Genomic DNA, 16478 nt, shown 5'->3' with positions numbered 1-16478 from the left:
GGGCATTCAATGACAACTGCCCTTTCCAGCAAGGTGGTCGAAGCAGCCGTGATGCTCTTGAACGAGAGCCCCTCGTCAATGGTGCTGTTCACGCCCGACCTAACCATGCTGTACATCAACGCCGCTCATGAGCAGATGACCGGGCGTAGCGCCGAAGAGGTTGTCGGGCGCGGAATGTTCGATGTGTTCGCGCCCAATCCTGAAAAGCCCGATGAAGCCAGCGCCAAAGGTGCAATCGAGGATGGTGTGGCGAAAATGGTGCGCACGCGCGAGCCTTTCGCGATTACCGAGCAACAGCACGATCTGCCTGACGAGCATGGGGTCTACGAGCCGCGATTCTGGTCCCTGGTCATGTGGCCGGTCGTCGATGGCGATGAAGTCGTCGCCATTATTCAGCGGTCAGAAGACGTGACCGAGCGGGTGCGACAACGCCGCCTCACCGATGCGGTGAGGATAGCAGCCGAGGAAGCCTCGGGCCTGTCCTTCTTCTCTTACGATCCGCGAAATGACCGGTTCGTGAGGAACAGCGCAATCGACGAGATGTTCGGCTTCGAACCCGACGAGGCCGGACCAACCGCAACACCCTTTTTCGACCGCATCATGCCCGATGATCTGCCTGCAGTGCAGGCCGAGGTCGAGCGCGCTATGGCCGGCGGAGCCGGGACGAGTGCGGCCTTCGATTACAGGGTCGTCATACCCGAAACTTCGGGCCATCGGTTCATTCGCGTGCGCGCCGGGATCGAGCGCGATCCGGTCGATGGAAAGCTCAAGCTGTTCGGCGCCTTCATCGACATGACCGACGTCGAAGAAGCCCGCGCTCGGATGGAAGACCTGTCACAGCGGAACGCGGCGCTTGTGATCGAGAGCAACCACCGGATCAAGAACTCGCTCGCGATTGCAGCAGCGATGCTGTCCTACCAGATCGGTGCGACCAAGAGCGACGAGGCCCAGGAAGCTCTCAAGGCCTCTGCCAATCGCATCATGGCAATCTCGGATGTTCACGGCGAACTGCACGCGGATACGGGCGTTGAATACGTTGATGCAGGCGACCTGCTCAAACGCTTTGCGAACAGTTTTGCCCGGACCATTGAAGGCGATGAGAACGGTTGCAAGATCAGCGTGACAACACAGTCGATCGCGCTGCCTTCGCGCTTTGCCGTTTCGCTTGCGCTGACGCTCAACGAATTGCTCACGAACGCCGTCAAATACGGGATGTCGCATGACCAGGATTGCGAAATCACCGTCACGCTCGCCCAGGAAGGTGAGACGGTACATCTGAGGGTGGAAAACCCGATTGCTGAAGTCCGCTTCACCAAGATCGTGTCCGAAGGGGTTGGCAGCGATCTTATTCATGCCTTTGCCCAGCAATTGGGCGGCGAGATCGTCTCGCACGAGGACGACATGATCTTTAAAGTGCGTTGCAGCTTTCCGGTTCCAAGCGACCGCAAAAGCTGAACGAGCGCATGGTTGCGGCTGGAATACCGTGAGCAGAGCGGCAATTCACCTGGCAGATACCTCGAATAGCAGGGTCGAATGAGGCCTAGCTGCTAAAGTCGAAGCGCCTGGCTAGCTTCGTAAACTTGGCTTTGGCGCATTATCGGCACTGAATGTCAATTGAGGCAGAACGTGCGAAGTACATCCGCTGTCATTGGCGCGAGGGTACCCCTTCGCTTGAGCGCTTTTATCGCTCCCATCTCTCGGGAGGCTTCTCTGATCGCATAAGGCAATTTCAAATCAGCACTTGGGGAGTTGGGAAGGCTACTGCGCTGCGGCCTGATTTGGGCCGGAAGCGAAATAGCGGCTTCGCGACCCCCAATGGCAAAAAGAGGACCGACCGCCCCGGCTCAAAACCGAACCAAGCGAGGCCCAAGGCACTCTCGCCAAAAGGTCGATGAAAACGAAGCTGAAAGTGCTGGTGCCGCTTACGTGACTCGAACACGTGACCCCATCATTACGAATGATGTGCTCTACCAACTGAGCTAAAGCGGCACATTCTCATTGCTGAGAAGGTGGAGGCCCGAGCCGGAATCGAACCGGCGTGCAAGGATTTGCAGTCCTCTGCGTAACCACTCCGCCATCGGGCCGAGCCGCCCCGTTTTGAGGGCGGAAGCGGCGCACTAACAATTCGGCGCGCGAAAGGCAATGCAATCATTCGCTTCAGCCGCGCAATTGTGCTGCCAGTGGGTTACGCAACGTCACTCTGGACCGGCGGGGTCGCATTGGGCACAGGGGCGTGCCATGACCATTGCAAGCCTTCTTGAACCGATCACCGGCAAGCCTGGCCCAGCCCGGCTCGAACATGCAAGCGACTGGATGCAGGGGCGAACGCTTTATGGCGGCGCATCGGCGCTGGTTGGCTACACGGCGGCTGTTCGCGCTTTCCCCGATCTGCCTCCGCTTCGCGCAGCGCAGATTGGGTTCGTGGCTCCGGTTGGCGAAGAGATCGAGCTTTCGGCCGAGATCGTTCGCCAAGGGCGCAATGTAACTCAAGTGCGCAGCGAGGTTCGCAACGAAAAAGGCGTGGCTCTCACTGCGTTCTGGCTATTTGCAGAGGGCCGCGACCCCAATGCGCGCCGCGAGGCGGATGCGCCGAAGAACTGGCCCGGCCCGCCCGAAGACGCTGCACAGGCGATGAAGGGTCAGGGGCCGTCCTTCATCCAGAACAATTTCGAAATCCGATTTGGTCAGACCAAAGGCGAGGACCACGGCGCGACTATCAGGCGTTGGGCACGGCTGACCGAAGAGCACGATCTCGATCCAGTGAGCAAGCTGGTGCTGATGGGCGACGTCATGCCGCCGGGCGCAATGCGCATCATGCAGCGCATGGGCCCGATCAGCTCGATCAACTGGTCATTCAACGTGCTCGACCCCGAAACGCGCTCGAAAGACGGGTGGTATCTCGCCGAAAATGCGAGCCAGCATGCCGATGCCGGCTATTCGTCGGAGCGTTTGAGGATGTGGGATGGCGAAGGCCGCCAAGTGCTTGACGGCCTCCAATGCGTCGCGGTTTTCGGTTGAGGCGCGCGCCTACTCTACGTCGCTGAAATCGGGTTTGCGCTTTTGCAGCGCGGCCATGACCGCTTCGATCTGGTTCGGGCTGCGGATGATCGAGTGCTGCTCGACGCTTTCCTCCATCAGGATCTCGTCGGTGTCTGCTTCCTGCATCACCGCGTGAAGCCGCTTGGCGCCGCGAATGGCGTGCGGGTTGCGATTGGCGATTTCAGTCGCGATTTCGGTCGCGCGGCGGTGCGGGTCATTGTCGACATAGGTCGCAAGGCCGAGCGTGTGCGCCTCTGCGCCGTTGAGCTCGCGGTTGGTGTAGACGAGCTCGCGAAGCACATCGTCACGCACGAGGCCGCGCCACAGGGCATAGCCGCCCATGTCGGGCACGAGGCCCCATTTCAATTCCATGATCGCCATACGCGTATCGGGATGAGCGATGCGAATATCCGCACCGCTTGCGATCTGGAGACCACCGCCGAAGCACACGCCGTGAAGCGCAGCGATCACGGGAACGGGCACTTTGCGCCAGACCATCGCTGCATATTGCGGGCGGTTGGAATTGCCGTTCGTGCGCTCGAGCAGCGTTGGCTCGTTCTCGTCAGGCGCCTGCGAAAAGCGTGATGTATCAAGCCCTGCGCAAAAGGCGCGGCCCTCGCCCGACAGGACAACTGCGCGAACACCCCTGGCTTTCGCCAGATACTCTCCGGCCTCGATGATCGCGGCGAACATTTCCGGGTCGAGGGCGTTCATCTTGTCCGGGCGGGTCAAGCGGACCTGCGCTACCCCATCCTCGCCGATGTCGATCGACACGCGGTCGTTCTCTGGCTTTGTCGGTGCCTTGGTCTGGACTTGGCTTTCGGCCTCGATTTGCGACATCGGATTCCCTCGCATGTGTCTTCAAAATAATGTCGCGAAAGTGGAGCAACGGACACGCGCTGTCCAGCTGAAACGGGACAATCTGGCGCTCTTTACGCCTGGTTTTCGCGCTTGAAGGTTTCCGGTGTTGCGGGGCAATCGAGATAGTACCCACCCTCAGGATGGGTCACCAGAAGTCCGCCGAGTTCAACCGCGAGGAGCTTGCTCCGGACCCGTGCAACGTGGACAGCCACGCTGTTAGTGGCAGGCTCGAAGTTCAGTCGCCATACCTCGGCAAGCAGTTGTCGCTTTGTCACCGGTTCGCCCGGCGTGTCAGCCAGTCGCCAGACCAATTCGAATTCGCGGGGATGAAAGCCAAGCCAGCGATCGTCCACCCGCCCGTCGCGGTGGAAAAGGTCGAGTGTCAGATCGCCCAACTCGCGAAATCGCGGGATGAGCAAAGCGCTGTCCGGAAACCGGCGCCTGACGGCGGAATTCTTCATAATTGACCCCCTGCGCGCATCGAATAGACCGCGCTTGTCGTAAAAATAAGATGGTCGAGCAGCTCGATATCGAGCGTTTGCGCAATGGCTTTCAGCTTCCGGGTCGCCTCTACGTCATACGCGCTGGGTCGGCATAAACCGGACGGATGATTGTGAGCGAGGATTATGCCGTGCGCATCGACGCTGAGCGCGGCCTGAAACAGCTCGCGAATGCGCATCGAAAGGCTTCCCGCTGCGCCCGAACCGATCGGCGTATCGCCGAGATAGGATCGTGTGTTGTCGACAAACAAGGCATGCATCCGCTCGCATCTCCCCGAAGGACCGACCACCATGGCCCGTAGCAGTTCGACAAGCTCGCGCTGCTGTCTTGGATAGGTCGCCCGGCGTTGTTCAAGCGGCCTGAGGATCTGCTGGATCATTTAAGCTCATCCCGCCAAGAAGTCTGCCCCGGAAGGAGCGAACCCGTAGAAGCGCCTGACGTATCGAACGGCAGATTTGTCGGCGGACGACCGCCCATGACGCGCCAATCGCGATATCGACCGTAAAGCTGCTCGCGCCGGATATGTCGGAACAGTCCGATCGCGAGGAACACCAACTGAAACCAGCCAGGCACGACCACCAACACCGTGTATGCGATCGGCGAGATTATTTCGCTGAAGCCGCGCGCCATGTGAGCGGTGATCGCCAAAACCTGCATGCCTGCAATCCAAAGGGGATAGTTGCGGTTAGCGTAGAGTGCGACAGCGACGAAGATGGCTCCTGCGAGCAGGTCCATCGCCGCCGCGAACTCGTCCACGCCGACCAATTGCATGCTTTCTCCGGTCAGCCAGGCTTTCAGCCACGGCAGCCCGTCAAAACAGATAAGCCATGTTGCCGCGATGATCCGCTCGGGCTTTCCGCCAAGGAAGAAGGCGGCCCCGCAGACAAGTATCGCGAGGATCGTCTGCAAGGTGCCCCGCACCTCACCGTCTGTCAGGAGTTCAATCATCGCGGCAGATCAATCACGTGTCGGCGGGCACACGCGTATCGGCTACCGGCGCATCAAGCGTCAGCGCTTCATTGGGAATGATGGTATCAGCTCCGTTGTCGCCGCCCATCTTTTCGCGGCCGATCTTGCTAAGCTCGTCGTGGACGCGCAGCAGAGTGGTCGACATGGCGAGCGCTTGGCTTTCCGCCTGGCTCAGACGCATCAGCGCGCGCTGGCCTTCGACGACTTCGACTTCTGGGTTCTGACGTGCGGCAAGCATTGCCTGCTTCAGGCGAGCGCATGCGATCATGGATTCGTCTGCCAGCGCTTCGGCTTCGCGGATTAGTTTGCGGATATTGTGAGCGTCGCTGAGGATACGGTCGGACATGGGAGGATCTCCAAACAGGCCCCTGTGCTCGTCAGGAAAACCCTCGTTCATCGACCGGGACGGTCGCGCGTCCTTCCAAAGCATCGCTAAGCGTCACCGCTGCGGTGACAGTGAGAACCACTGCGGCAAGAAAGCCGAATGCGATACCCACGATTGCTGCGAGGCGATAGAGAACAGCGTGTTCGCCGTCGAGCGCCCGGGCAACAACCCTTGGTTCGCCAGGCCTTAGCCATGGGGCCTGTTCCTCCAGCGGGAGAACGTCGCTCATCACGAGCTCGCCCGGGTCGTTGCCTGAATGGGTATTGGCGATCAGGTCGGGATTGGGGACCTGATTATTCTTGTATGCAGGATCGCTGTAGGGGTTCTCTTTTGACGTAACCCCTTCAGTTTGCTTGGCATTTTCTTGCGAGCCCGAACCTTCTGCATCGTAAATTTCGGCATTGTCCGCCCGATAGCACTCGACCAGTTCGCCGAGGCTTTCGGCCTCATAGATGTCCTTAAGTGCCCGGATATGCTGGTTGATTCGGGTTTCGGATACCCCAAGCTCCTGCGCGATAACCTTAATCGAGGCGCGCCTGTCTATCATTTCCATAACCGCACGCTGCCGCTCGGTGAGCGATCGCGCTGCTGGGCTAGGCATGGGAGTCTCCACCTGTTTATTCATCGGGTACTCACTAAGACAACAGATCGTTTCGCTTGTTAGTTCCGCCCCTTACACATCAACCTATCAAGCACTTGAATAATCACATCATGCCGCTGAAGTGTTCACTCCAGCCGACGCGAGGTATCGCTTGATGTTGCGAGCCGCCTGTCTCAATCGCTGCTCGTTCTCGACCATCGCAATGCGGACATAGCCCTCGCCTTTCTCACCATATCCGACACCGGGAGCGACCGCGACCTGCGCCTCGGTCAGCAATTGCTTTGAAAATTCAAGGCTCCCCATCTCCTTCAAAGCAGGAGGTAGAGGCGCCCAAGCAAACATCGAGGCCGCCGGAGATGGAATATCCCAACCCGCACGGCCGAACGCCTCAACCATCACGTCACGGCGCTTACGATACAGGTCGCGGTTGCTTTCGACAATGTCCTGCGGTCCGTTGAGCGCAGCGCAGGCTGCCGCCTGGATCGGTGTGAACGCGCCGTAATCGAGATAAGACTTCACGCGTGTTAGCGCGGCGATTAGTTGCTTGTTTCCTACCGCAAATCCCATCCGCCATCCGGCCATCGAATAAGTCTTGCTCATGCTGGTGAACTCGACCGCGATGTCCTTTGCCCCGTCAACCTGCATGATCGAGGGCGTCGGCACGCCGTCATAATAGAGCTCGGAATAGGCAAGATCGGACAGGACCCAGACCTGATTCTCTTTCGCCCACGCGACCAACCGCTCGTAAAAAGCGAGGTCGACCGTCTCGGCTGTAGGGTTGGAAGGATAGCTCACCACCAGCACGCTTGGCCGGGGTACGGTGAAATTCATCGCACTTTCGAGCGAGCGCCAATATTCCTCGTCAGGCGTCGTAGGAATCGAGCGAATGGTTGCGCCCGCAATGATGAAGCCGAATGTGTGGATCGGGTATGACGGGTTGGGCGCCAGAACGACATCGCCGGGAGCGGTGATCGCATTGGCGAGGCTCCCGAGGCCCTCTTTCGAGCCCATCGTCACAACGACTTCGTTTTCGGGATCGAGATCGACCCCGAAGCGGCGTCCGTAATAGTTCGCCTGAGCGCGCCGCAATCCAGGAATGCCTTTGGACTGAGAATAGCCATGCGCATCGGGCTTCATCGCGACTTCGCACAGCTTGTCGATCACGTGCTGCGGAGGTGGCTGGTCGGGGTTGCCCATGCCAAGGTCGATGATGTCCTGACCCGCCTGGCGCGCCGCGTGCCGCATCGCATTCACTTCTGCGATGACATAAGGCGGCAGCCGCTTCATGCGGTAGAATTGTTCGTCCATCTCTTGCCCTTGGCTGGTGCAACCTGAAATGCCCGATTGACGCGTCAATGCGACCATCGGGTTACACAATCCTAAGGCATTAGCTATCGAAGTGAAGGGCCGTTTCGGCTAGGCATTGAAATCTCGACGAATGCAGACCGGATTGCCACACACGCCAATCTGTTTGGGGCAAGGGACCGGGACAGACCGACAACGTCACAAGGATGGCTGACACCGATGGCTGACAAGGAAGACACTCCCTCGGGCGCTGACGCGATGATGGACGCGATGGCTCCGTTCGGTGCGATGCTCGACATGCAGGGCAAGGCCATGCAGGGCCTGTTTGCGAAGTCCTTTCCCGGTCTTGGCGAAAGTACTGAAGGTGTCGCCGGCAACCTGGCCGATTTGATGCCCAAGAATGTCAGCAATGCAGAGCTTGGCGAGTGGGCCCGTGCGGGCGCCGAGCTGCAGCAAATGTGGCTCGAATTTGTCGCCAGCCAGGCGCAGTCGGCGATGACCCGCGCAGCCGATCCCAAGAACATGTTCGACCCGGGCCAATGGCTGATGGTCGCGCAGAGTATGGCCAAGCAATTGCCCAAGGCAGCCATCGAAGCACCCGCAAAGCTTGCTAAGGAATCAATGGAGCTGTGGCAGGGCGTGCTGGGCAATATGGCTGGCAACCTTGTGGGCGGTGATGGGGCGGGCGACGCCGCCGAACCCAGTTTGCCGCGCAAGGACCGCCGCTTCGCCGACCCCGCCTGGCGCCAGCTTCCCGCTTTTGCGCTGCTTCACCAGACTTACCTCATGCTGGCAGAATACTTCCAGCAAGCGGCCGCCTCGATCGACGGCCTCGACAAGGAAAAGAAGCAGCAGCTTGTCTTTGCCGTCGAAGCGTTGAGCGAGGCTTTGAGCCCCGCCAACTTCCTGCTGACCAATCCGGTCGTGATGAAGCGCACGGTCGAGACCAAGGGCCAGAACCTTGTGCGCGGGATGCGCCACCTTATCACCGACCTCAAGCGCGGACAGCTCACGCACACTGACCCCAATGCCTTTACACTGGGCAAGAACCTCGCCGCATCGCCGGGCAAGGTCGTGCACGAGACGCCGCTTTACCAGCTGATCCAGTATTCGCCCTCGACCAAGGACGTGTACGAGGTGCCGCTGGTGATCTTCCCGCCGTGGATCAACCGCTTCTACATTCTCGACCTGACCCCGCAGAAGAGCTTCATAAAATGGGCGGTCGATCAGGGAATCACCGTTTTCGTCGCCAGCTGGAAGTCAGCCGACGAAAGCATGTCCGACGTCGTGTGGGACGATTACATCCGCGCACAGATCGAGGCGATCGACACCATCCGCGAGCGGCTCGACGTGCCCTCGGTTCACGCAATCGGGTATTGCGTTGCGGGGACCACGCTTGCCGCGACGCTCGCCGTTCTTGCACGCCGGGGCGGGGCCGACCGGGTCAAGAGCGCGACTTTCTTCACCGCGCAGGTCGATTTCGAGCGCGCAGGCGATCTCAAGAGCTTCATCGACGATACGCAGCTCGACATGATCGGAAACCTGTCGAGCGATGGCTATCTCGACGGGCGTTACCTTGCCGCGACATTCAATGCGCTGCGCGGCAAGGACCTGATCTGGAATTACGTCGTCAACAATTACCTGCTGGGTGAGGACTATCCCGCCTTCGACCTGCTGCACTGGAACGGCGACGTCACCAATCTGCCTTCCAAGTGGCACAGCGACTATCTGCGCGACCTTTACCGCGACAACAAGCTGGTCGTGCCTGACGCATTGTCAGGCGACGGGACGCCGATCGACCTCACGCAGGTCGAGACCCCTTCCTACGTACAGGCGGGGCGTGAGGATCACATTGCGCCAGCAGAAAGCGTGTGGCGGATCACCAATCACTTTAAGGGACCGCTGGAATTCGTCCTCGCCGGTTCAGGCCACATTGCCGGCGTCGTCAATCCACCTGCCGCGGGCAAATACCAATACTGGCTGGGCAACAGCAAAGCTGCATCGCTCAAAGAGTTCGTCGAGGGGTCCAAGGAGCATAAGGGCAGCTGGTGGCCGCACTGGCTTGAGTGGCTCGATGCCCAGGCGCCCGAGCGCGTTCCCGCGACCGGCAAGCGCAAACCCGGCGGGCGCGGCGACAAGGTGATCGAAGACGCGCCAGGCCGCTATGTAAAGACGCGGTGAGGCCATAATTTTCTTGCTGCAATTGCGCGATCACGCAAGAAAGCCCATATAAATCATAGCTATCGGCATTTTTGTGCACTGCACAAAAAGTCCTTGACTTCGCAGCTGCAATGCCTATTTTGTGCACTGCAACAAACGCAAACATTACTGCGAGGTTTTTATGGCTGACGCCGCAAACAAATCGAAGATCGATGCTGCTGCTGAAAAGGCATATGCCGATGCAGCTGCAAAGAAAACTGCAAGCGCTGCAAAGGTCGCCGAAGCTGTTGAAGCCGATGCGCCCAAGCCGGCTCCCAAGGCCAAGACGGTGAAGAAAGCCGTCGCCGCCAAGAAGGCTCCGGCACGCAAGGCGCCTGCCAAGAAGGCACCTGCTCGCAAGACTGCCGCCAAGAAGCCGGCTGCTGCGAAAAAGGCTCCCGCCCGCAAGACTGCTGCCAAGAAGCCGGTCGCCAAGAAGACCGCCCCCAAGGCAGGCGCAAAGACCTCGACAACCAACCCCGTTACCAAACTCAAGGACACCATCATGGCAACTGCTGAAAAGACCGACATCACCGCCCAGGCCAAGGAAATGGCTGCTGACGTGCAGACCCGCGTAAAGGGCGCCTACGCCAAGGCAACCGAACTCGCTTCGGAAGCAGGCGAATTCAACAAGGCAAACGTCGAAGCTGTCGTCGAAAGCGGCAAGATCTTCTTCGCCGGCGCACAGGAAATCGTGAAATCGGACGTCGAAACCGGCAAGAGCGTTGTCGAAACCGTCACCGAAGACGCCAAGAAGGTCGCAGCCGTCAAGTCGCCGACCGAGCTCTTCGAACTGCAGGGCGAACTCGCACGTCGCAACTTCGACGCTGCCGTTTCGTTCGGCTCGAAGCGCACCGAAGCTCTCGTGAAGCTCTACAACGACGCATTCGCTCCGATTTCGAACCGCGTTAGCGTTGCAACCGAGCGTTTCAACAAGGCTGCCTAAGCCAACCAGTTTCTGAGCCGGGCCTCTCTCCTCTCTCTCCCAAACCCGGCTTATGAAAGCGCGCGAAAGCGCAAGGGCCGGACGAACCAAAAGCGGTTCGTCCGGCCCTTTACTTTTTGCACCCTAGAAGCGGCTTAACGCTTTGTGCAGACCGCTTGCCCGACAAGTCTTGCGAAGCCGCATGCGTGCACCCATAATGTAGGACCGATGGCCGACACCGTTCTTCCCCTTGCCGACCAGGACTTTGATCGCGCGTATGGTGCAGCGTTCGCTGCTGTGCGACTTGCGGACGACGATGAGAAGAAAGACGGCGGCAGCGATACCGATGAAGGGGACGGTCAGGTCGTCATTGCGACCAAGACCCGCACCAAGCCAAAGAAGCCGAGCCAGTACAAAGTGTTGATGCTAAACGACGACTACACACCGATGGAATTCGTCGTGATGGTTCTTAAGCGATTTTTCGGAATGGACCTGGAAGCGGCGACACGAGTCATGCTTCACGTCCACCAAAAGGGCGTCGGCGTTTGCGGCATCTTCCCGTACGAAGTGGCCGAGACAAAGGTGAACCAGGTGATGGACTTCGCTCGCCAGAACCAGCACCCGCTTCAGTGCACGCTCGAAAAGGCGTGACCCGTGTGATGGGCCATCCAGAGCCCGATACGCCCGGCCCCGGACAGGAAAGCGTCTGGGACTACCCCCGCCCTGCAATCTGCGAACCGACATCGCGCCGCATTCAGGTGCGTCACAAGGGCGTCCATCTCGTCGACAGCACCTCTGCCTACCGCACGCTCGAAACCTCGCACCCACCCACATATTACATACCGCGCGCAGACATCGCGATGGACTATCTTAAACCCAGTGCGCGTCGCTCGCTGTGCGAATGGAAAGGGCAGGCGCGCTATTTCGACATCGCGATTGGCGGCACGCGCATTGATGCAGGCGCTTGGACCTATCCCGAGCCCACGCCCGGCTTTGCCGCCATCCGCGACATGATCGCCTTCTATCCAGACCCCCTCGATGAATGCCTCGTCGATGGCGAGAAAATCACGCCGCAGCCCGGCGGTTTCTACGGTGGATGGATCAGCCAATACGAGGCAGGCCCCTTCAAAGGCATACCTGGAAGCCGCTTCTGGTGACGTTCATCGCCAAGGGGGCATGACGGGGGCGACATTTCGCGCTAGGGCGGCGCCAGAGTTTGAAACTTACGCTCAGTAGACGGACAATACGTGCTCAACTTTCTGCCGAGTATCGACCGCTATATCTTTCGGCTCGTGATCGTGCCGATGCTGGGCGTGTTCGCGCTTGCGGCCTCGTTGCTGCTGCTCGACAAGATGCTGCGCCTGTTCGACTTTGTCGCGGTCGAAGGCGGCCCGATTGGCGTCGTCTTCAAGATGCTCGGCGCGCTGATCCCTGAATATGCGAGCCTTGCAATACCGCTCGGCCTATTGCTCGGCGTGCTGCTCGCCTTCCGCAAACTCGCGACCTCTTCCGAACTCGATACGATGCGCGCAGTGGGGCTGTCTTACTGGCGGCTGCTGCGCGTGCCTTACGCGATCACGCTGGTGCTGGTCGCGGTCAACATCGCGCTTGTTTTCTACATCCAGCCGGTTAGCCGCTATTACTACGAGCAGATGGAGTACGAGCTGCGCTCGGGCGCGCTGGGCGCTTCGATTAAGGTGGGCGAGTTCACCACGCTCGCAGACCGCATGGCGCTGCGGATCGAGCGAAGCGAGGATGATGGACAGCGCCTTATCGGCATCTTTGCCCGCGTCTCGAATTCGCGCGATCAGGTGCTCTCGATAAGCGCGCGCGAGGGGTCGTTCATGGCGACCACCGACGATCCCGACACCATCATCCTGCGCCTTACCGAAGGCACCATCGTACAGGACACCGGCAGCGAGACCCCGCGGGTCCTCTCTTTCAGTCGCCATGACCTGCCCATCGACCTGCCAGCAGTCGAGGAATTCCGCGCACGCGGCGAGGCGAGCCGCGAATACATATTGCCCGAACTGCTCAGGATAGGATGGAGCGAGCAGGCCGAGGAAGATGAGCGCGACGCGGTGCAGGCGGCGTTCAATTATCGCACGGTCGAAGTGGTGATGATGTTGCTGATGCCATTGCTGGCCGTGGCGCTCGCGATACCGCCCAAACGATCTACCAGCGCGCTCGGCGTGTTCGTTTCGATCATCCTCGTCGTCGCCTATCACAAGATCAACCAATACGGAGAGGACATCGCCGCGCTCGGGCGGATCGATCCGATCATAGCCTTGTGGGGGCCGTTCTGCGCCTTTGCGGCGCTGATCATCTGGATGTATTACCGAACGGCCTATGTGCCGGGTGGTCAGGCGCTCGGCGCGCTTGAGACCATCTTCGCCAAGATTTCCAAACGCATCGCCAAGCTGTTCAAGCGCCGCGAGCGCGCCTCGCTCAAGTCCGACCACTCGGCCGAGAGCGATGCTGCGCTGGCTCCGGCGGAATAGACGGCAGGCCCTCTCACCATGCAGCTCGACTTTTTCCCATCGCGCAGCCTGACGCTCTATCTTGCGAAGATGTTCGTTGTGCGCATCCTGGCGGTGCTGGTGATGCTGGTGCTCGTACTGATGGCGCTCGACCTGCTTGGTTCGACCGGCAAGATCCTTGAACCTGAAGGCAACGGGCAGGCCGAGATCATCAAATATGCGAGCCTTCGAATACCCCAGCTGATCGCGCGTTTCCTGCCCTATTCAGTGCTGCTGGCGACGCTGATCACGCTGGTGACGCTCAACCAGAACAGCGAGGTTGTGGCGATGAAAGCCGCTGGGCTCTCAGCGCACCAGGTGTTGGCCCCGCTGCTTCTTACCGCAGCGGTCGTCGCTCTTATAAGCTTTGCCTTCAACGAGCGCGTCGTCACCCGCGCAAACTCGACACTCAAGGCTTGGGAGGCAGTCGAGTACGGTCCGATCCCCGAGCAGTCGGGCGTGCGCGCCAATGTCTATCTCACCGATGGCGACAACATCCTCACCGCGTCATCGCTGATCGGGTCGGGCGAGGATATCGAGCTTGATAACGTCACCTGGTATGCGCGCGCGCCGGGCGGGATCATCAGCGAACAGATCAAGGCCACCGGCGCCACCTATGCAGCCCCCGGCTGGCGGCTGGAAAACCCCAAGCGTTTCGACGTGGGCTCAGCAACGACCGAACCCATCGATGATATAGTGGTAGGCGAAGGGCTCACGCCGGAACAGATCGACCTGCAATCGGTCGATCCCGATGCGCAAAGCTTCTGGGAGCTGTCCGAAACGATCGACGCTTACGAAGCCGCAGGTCGCCGCACATCCGAAATGCGGGCCAAATGGTGGCACCGGTTGTCCGGTCCTTTGTCGGCGCTGCTCATGCCATTGCTCGGATCGGTAGCGGCCTTTGGTCTTGCGCGTTCAGGCCAACTGTTCGTGCGCGCGGTGATCGGGATGGCGCTGGGCTTTGCCTATTTCGTCGTCGATAACGCCGCGCTCGCGATGGGCAGCTTTGGCGGATACCCGCCCTTCCTTGCCGCATGGGCGCCGTTCTTCCTGTTTCTGCTGGTGGGTGAGACAGTCCTCATTCGAACCGAGGAATGAGCCGGCCAGACTGGTCGCTGCGCCTTGCCCGGCCAGCCGACGCCGAACGCATGCCGGCGATTGAGGCGGCAGCGGGCGAACTCTTTCGTACGGTCGATGGGCTCGCCGGACTTGCGGGCGAGCACACGCTGCCAGTCGAGAGGCTTGAGCGTTACATCCGCAAGGGGCACTGCCTCGTCGTGCATGTTGGCGACGAGATGGTCGGCTTCCTTGTGAACGAGCCCTTCCGCCGCGAACTGCATATCTGGGAAGTCGACGTTCACCCGGACCAGCAGGGCCGCGGCATCGGCGCTGGGCTAATGCGCGCCTGCATGGTCGATGCGCGCAATTCAGGGTTTCGCGCCGTTACGCTCACCACCTTTCGCGATGTGCCCTGGAACGCGCCCTTCTACGAAAAGCTTGGGTTTGAGGAAGTCACCGCTCTCGACGCTCATCCGCGCCTTGCCGGAGAACTCGCGGTCGAGGCCGATCATGGCCTGCCTGCCGAAAGGCGCTGCGCCATGATCTGTTTCCTCGATTGAGCGCGCTGCGCTATAAAGCGCACAAAAGTCAGGAGGACACCCAATGCGTTACGCTCCCCTTGCCTCGATGGCGGCTCTCTCGATCCTGCTGGTAGGTTGTCAGAACCAGCCTGAGGAAACTCCCGATATCGAGGAGGCGATCCCGCTAGATGACGACGCAGACAGCGCGGGTGCAGCAGAAGACGACAGCATGGACGGCAGCGCCGATGCGGCGGACGACAACGCCTATCCCCCGCCCACGATGGAGAGCGGATCGAATGACGATCCGAGCATCTATGGTGGCGAGGATGAAGGTGCGCCCGGTCCGGGATCGAAGCTGCAACCGGCTGACCCGGTCGAATAGACCCTAGCGCGAAATCATTGTGCTGCGCGCAATGCGCGACACGAGGTTTGCCATGCCGGGGTGGTTCGCGCCTTCATAGGTCGAACCATTGCCGAGCTCACGATTGAGTCGGCGGTGCGCTTCGGGAAGGTCGTGATACGGCATCGAGGGCATCAGGTGGTGCAGCGCGTGATAGCGAAGACCAACCGGGGCCCATACCTCGGCGATCACGCCCGGCGGCGGCACGTTGACGCTGTCGAGGAATTGCGCAGTGACTGTCATCGGCTCACCCTCATTCTCCCAAAGGTGAGCAACCAGCGTGCGCAGCTGGTTGAGCAATGCGGTGAACGAGAAGATCGCGAGCGCGACCAGCAGCGGCTTCCACCCGATCACGAAGGTGCTGGCGATCAGCGTAATCGCCCAGATGCTCGCGCCGGCTTCCTGCCAGCGCACCCGCTTGGCGAATTCGCCCGTGGGCGCCTTGCGGCGAAAATCGGGATTGATCGCGAGGGCCGAAACTCGGCCCCATGTCCAATTGCGCACGGCAGGGAAAATCGACCCCAGCGGCACGAGAATGGCCGAGCGGATGATGAGTGCAATCGGCGCCAGCAGCGCGACGATCACGAACAGCGGCAAGCTCCAAGGCTTCATCAGTGCGAGCGGCAGGTATTCGGGATCCTCCACCGTGCCATATTGCGTGCGCTTGTGATGGATCACGTGCACGCCTTCATACATGAAGCTCGGCGTCAGCATCGGAATGCCGACCAGCAGGTTCCACCCGGTTCGGAAACCCGGCAGCGCGTTTTTGTGAATGTGGGTGAGCTCGTGGATAAACATCAGCGCGCGGTAAAGCGCAAGCGAGGCGACAAGCCCCGAGATGATAGCGATCGCGAGATTGTTCGTCAGGATAGCCAGAGCGATCGCGCCATAGCCGAGTCCAGCCGAAATCAGCATGTCGGGCCAATAGATATTGGCCCGCGCCTCGCCCAGATCCTTGGTTAGATCGCGCGCAGCACGCAGCATGTCCTTGTCATCGGTCTCGATGAAATCGGCGCGCACCGCCTTCTGGCGAGTGACTTGAGCCGCAGTGGACGTGGTGATCGATTGGTGCATGGTCATGGCTGTTGGCAGTCGTAAGTGGCGTGTCCTTACCGCAAGTCAGGGGCTCTCGGCAAACCGGGTTTGTTTATGGCTGTGATCGATTGGGTTGGCGACTGGACATTGCGCGACTAG

18 protein-coding genes and 2 tRNA genes are annotated in these 16478 nt (G+C 60.1%); 10 read left to right on the top strand and 10 right to left on the bottom strand.

Features of this window, described 5'->3' with window-relative positions:
- Positions 1-9 precede the first annotated feature (9 nt).
- Complete coding sequence (locus AC0V6T_RS00920) at positions 10-1455, top strand: sensor histidine kinase (RefSeq protein WP_486123504.1); 1446 nt, start codon at positions 10-12, stop codon at positions 1453-1455.
- A gap of 458 nt (positions 1456-1913) precedes the next feature.
- Here AC0V6T_RS00920 and AC0V6T_RS00915 read toward each other — a convergent pair.
- A tRNA-Thr gene (locus tag AC0V6T_RS00915) sits at positions 1914-1989 on the bottom strand.
- A gap of 21 nt (positions 1990-2010) precedes the next feature.
- Positions 2011-2084, bottom strand: a tRNA-Cys gene (locus AC0V6T_RS00910).
- A 154-nt stretch (positions 2085-2238) separates the two neighbouring features.
- Between AC0V6T_RS00910 and AC0V6T_RS00905 the strand changes: the two genes are divergently transcribed.
- Entirely contained in the window at positions 2239-3018 is a 780-nt protein-coding gene (locus AC0V6T_RS00905) for an acyl-CoA thioesterase (protein WP_486123502.1), read from the top strand.
- A 9-nt stretch (positions 3019-3027) separates the two neighbouring features.
- Here the strand turns inward: AC0V6T_RS00905 and AC0V6T_RS00900 are convergent, their stop codons facing one another.
- The 7 genes from AC0V6T_RS00900 to AC0V6T_RS00870 form a co-directional block, all read right to left on the bottom strand.
- Positions 3028-3879 carry a crotonase/enoyl-CoA hydratase family protein gene (locus AC0V6T_RS00900; RefSeq protein WP_486123500.1) on the bottom strand — a complete coding sequence of 284 codons (852 nt, stop codon included), beginning with the start codon at positions 3877-3879 and terminating at the stop codon, positions 3028-3030.
- A gap of 92 nt (positions 3880-3971) precedes the next feature.
- Positions 3972-4361: a winged helix-turn-helix domain-containing protein gene (locus AC0V6T_RS00895; protein WP_486123498.1), complete on the bottom strand. Its 390-nt coding sequence runs from the start codon at positions 4359-4361 to the stop codon at positions 3972-3974.
- Positions 4358-4780: a JAB domain-containing protein gene (locus AC0V6T_RS00890; protein WP_486123496.1), complete on the bottom strand. Its 423-nt coding sequence runs from the start codon at positions 4778-4780 to the stop codon at positions 4358-4360. The genes AC0V6T_RS00895 and AC0V6T_RS00890 overlap by 4 nt, the downstream gene beginning before the upstream one ends.
- A complete protein-coding gene (locus AC0V6T_RS00885) occupies positions 4777-5349 on the bottom strand; it encodes a hypothetical protein (RefSeq protein ID WP_486123494.1) in 573 nt (190 codons plus the stop codon). The genes AC0V6T_RS00890 and AC0V6T_RS00885 overlap by 4 nt, the downstream gene beginning before the upstream one ends.
- A gap of 13 nt (positions 5350-5362) precedes the next feature.
- Positions 5363-5716, bottom strand: a complete 354-nt coding sequence (locus AC0V6T_RS00880) for a hypothetical protein (protein WP_486123492.1) — start codon at positions 5714-5716, stop codon at positions 5363-5365.
- 31 nt (positions 5717-5747) lie between these two features.
- A complete protein-coding gene (locus tag AC0V6T_RS00875; protein ID WP_486123490.1) occupies positions 5748-6356 on the bottom strand; it encodes a LuxR C-terminal-related transcriptional regulator in 609 nt (202 codons plus the stop codon).
- Positions 6357-6464: 108 nt separating this feature from the next.
- Complete coding sequence (locus AC0V6T_RS00870; RefSeq protein ID WP_007165259.1) at positions 6465-7664, bottom strand: LL-diaminopimelate aminotransferase; 1200 nt, start codon at positions 7662-7664, stop codon at positions 6465-6467.
- 216 nt (positions 7665-7880) lie between these two features.
- Here AC0V6T_RS00870 and AC0V6T_RS00865 point away from each other — a divergent pair, with 216 nt between their 5' ends.
- From AC0V6T_RS00865 to AC0V6T_RS00830, 8 genes are all read left to right on the top strand, one after another.
- Complete coding sequence (locus tag AC0V6T_RS00865; protein WP_486123488.1) at positions 7881-9842, top strand: PHA/PHB synthase family protein; 1962 nt, start codon at positions 7881-7883, stop codon at positions 9840-9842.
- Between the two features lie 160 nt (positions 9843-10002).
- Positions 10003-10806 (top strand): phasin family protein, encoded by an 804-nt coding sequence (locus AC0V6T_RS00860; protein ID WP_486123486.1) that lies wholly within the window; start codon positions 10003-10005, stop codon positions 10804-10806.
- Between the two features lie 276 nt (positions 10807-11082).
- Entirely contained in the window at positions 11083-11436 is a 354-nt protein-coding gene (gene clpS, locus AC0V6T_RS00855) for an ATP-dependent Clp protease adapter ClpS (RefSeq protein ID WP_040464935.1), read from the top strand.
- An 8-nt stretch (positions 11437-11444) separates the two neighbouring features.
- Positions 11445-11942 carry a DUF427 domain-containing protein gene (locus AC0V6T_RS00850; RefSeq protein WP_486123484.1) on the top strand — a complete coding sequence of 166 codons (498 nt, stop codon included), beginning with the start codon at positions 11445-11447 and terminating at the stop codon, positions 11940-11942.
- A gap of 90 nt (positions 11943-12032) precedes the next feature.
- Positions 12033-13286 (top strand): LptF/LptG family permease, encoded by a 1254-nt coding sequence (locus AC0V6T_RS00845; RefSeq protein WP_007165264.1) that lies wholly within the window; start codon positions 12033-12035, stop codon positions 13284-13286.
- Positions 13287-13304: 18 nt separating this feature from the next.
- On the top strand, positions 13305-14402 hold the full coding sequence (lptG, locus tag AC0V6T_RS00840; RefSeq protein ID WP_486123481.1) for an LPS export ABC transporter permease LptG: 1098 nt from the start codon (positions 13305-13307) through the stop codon (positions 14400-14402).
- Entirely contained in the window at positions 14399-14923 is a 525-nt protein-coding gene (locus AC0V6T_RS00835) for a GNAT family N-acetyltransferase (RefSeq protein WP_486123479.1), read from the top strand. The genes lptG and AC0V6T_RS00835 overlap by 4 nt, the downstream gene beginning before the upstream one ends.
- Before the next feature lie 43 nt (positions 14924-14966).
- Complete coding sequence (locus tag AC0V6T_RS00830) at positions 14967-15266, top strand: hypothetical protein (protein ID WP_486123477.1); 300 nt, start codon at positions 14967-14969, stop codon at positions 15264-15266.
- A 3-nt stretch (positions 15267-15269) separates the two neighbouring features.
- Here AC0V6T_RS00830 and AC0V6T_RS00825 read toward each other — a convergent pair whose 3' ends face one another.
- Positions 15270-16364, bottom strand: coding sequence for a fatty acid desaturase family protein (locus AC0V6T_RS00825; RefSeq protein WP_486123475.1), 1095 nt, complete (start codon positions 16362-16364; stop codon positions 15270-15272).
- Positions 16365-16478: the final 114 nt, after the last annotated feature.

Source organism: Erythrobacter sp. S158 (assembly GCF_057364915.1).
The sequence above is the reverse complement of the archived record's forward strand: the minus strand, read 5'-3'. Positions and strand labels throughout refer to the sequence as shown.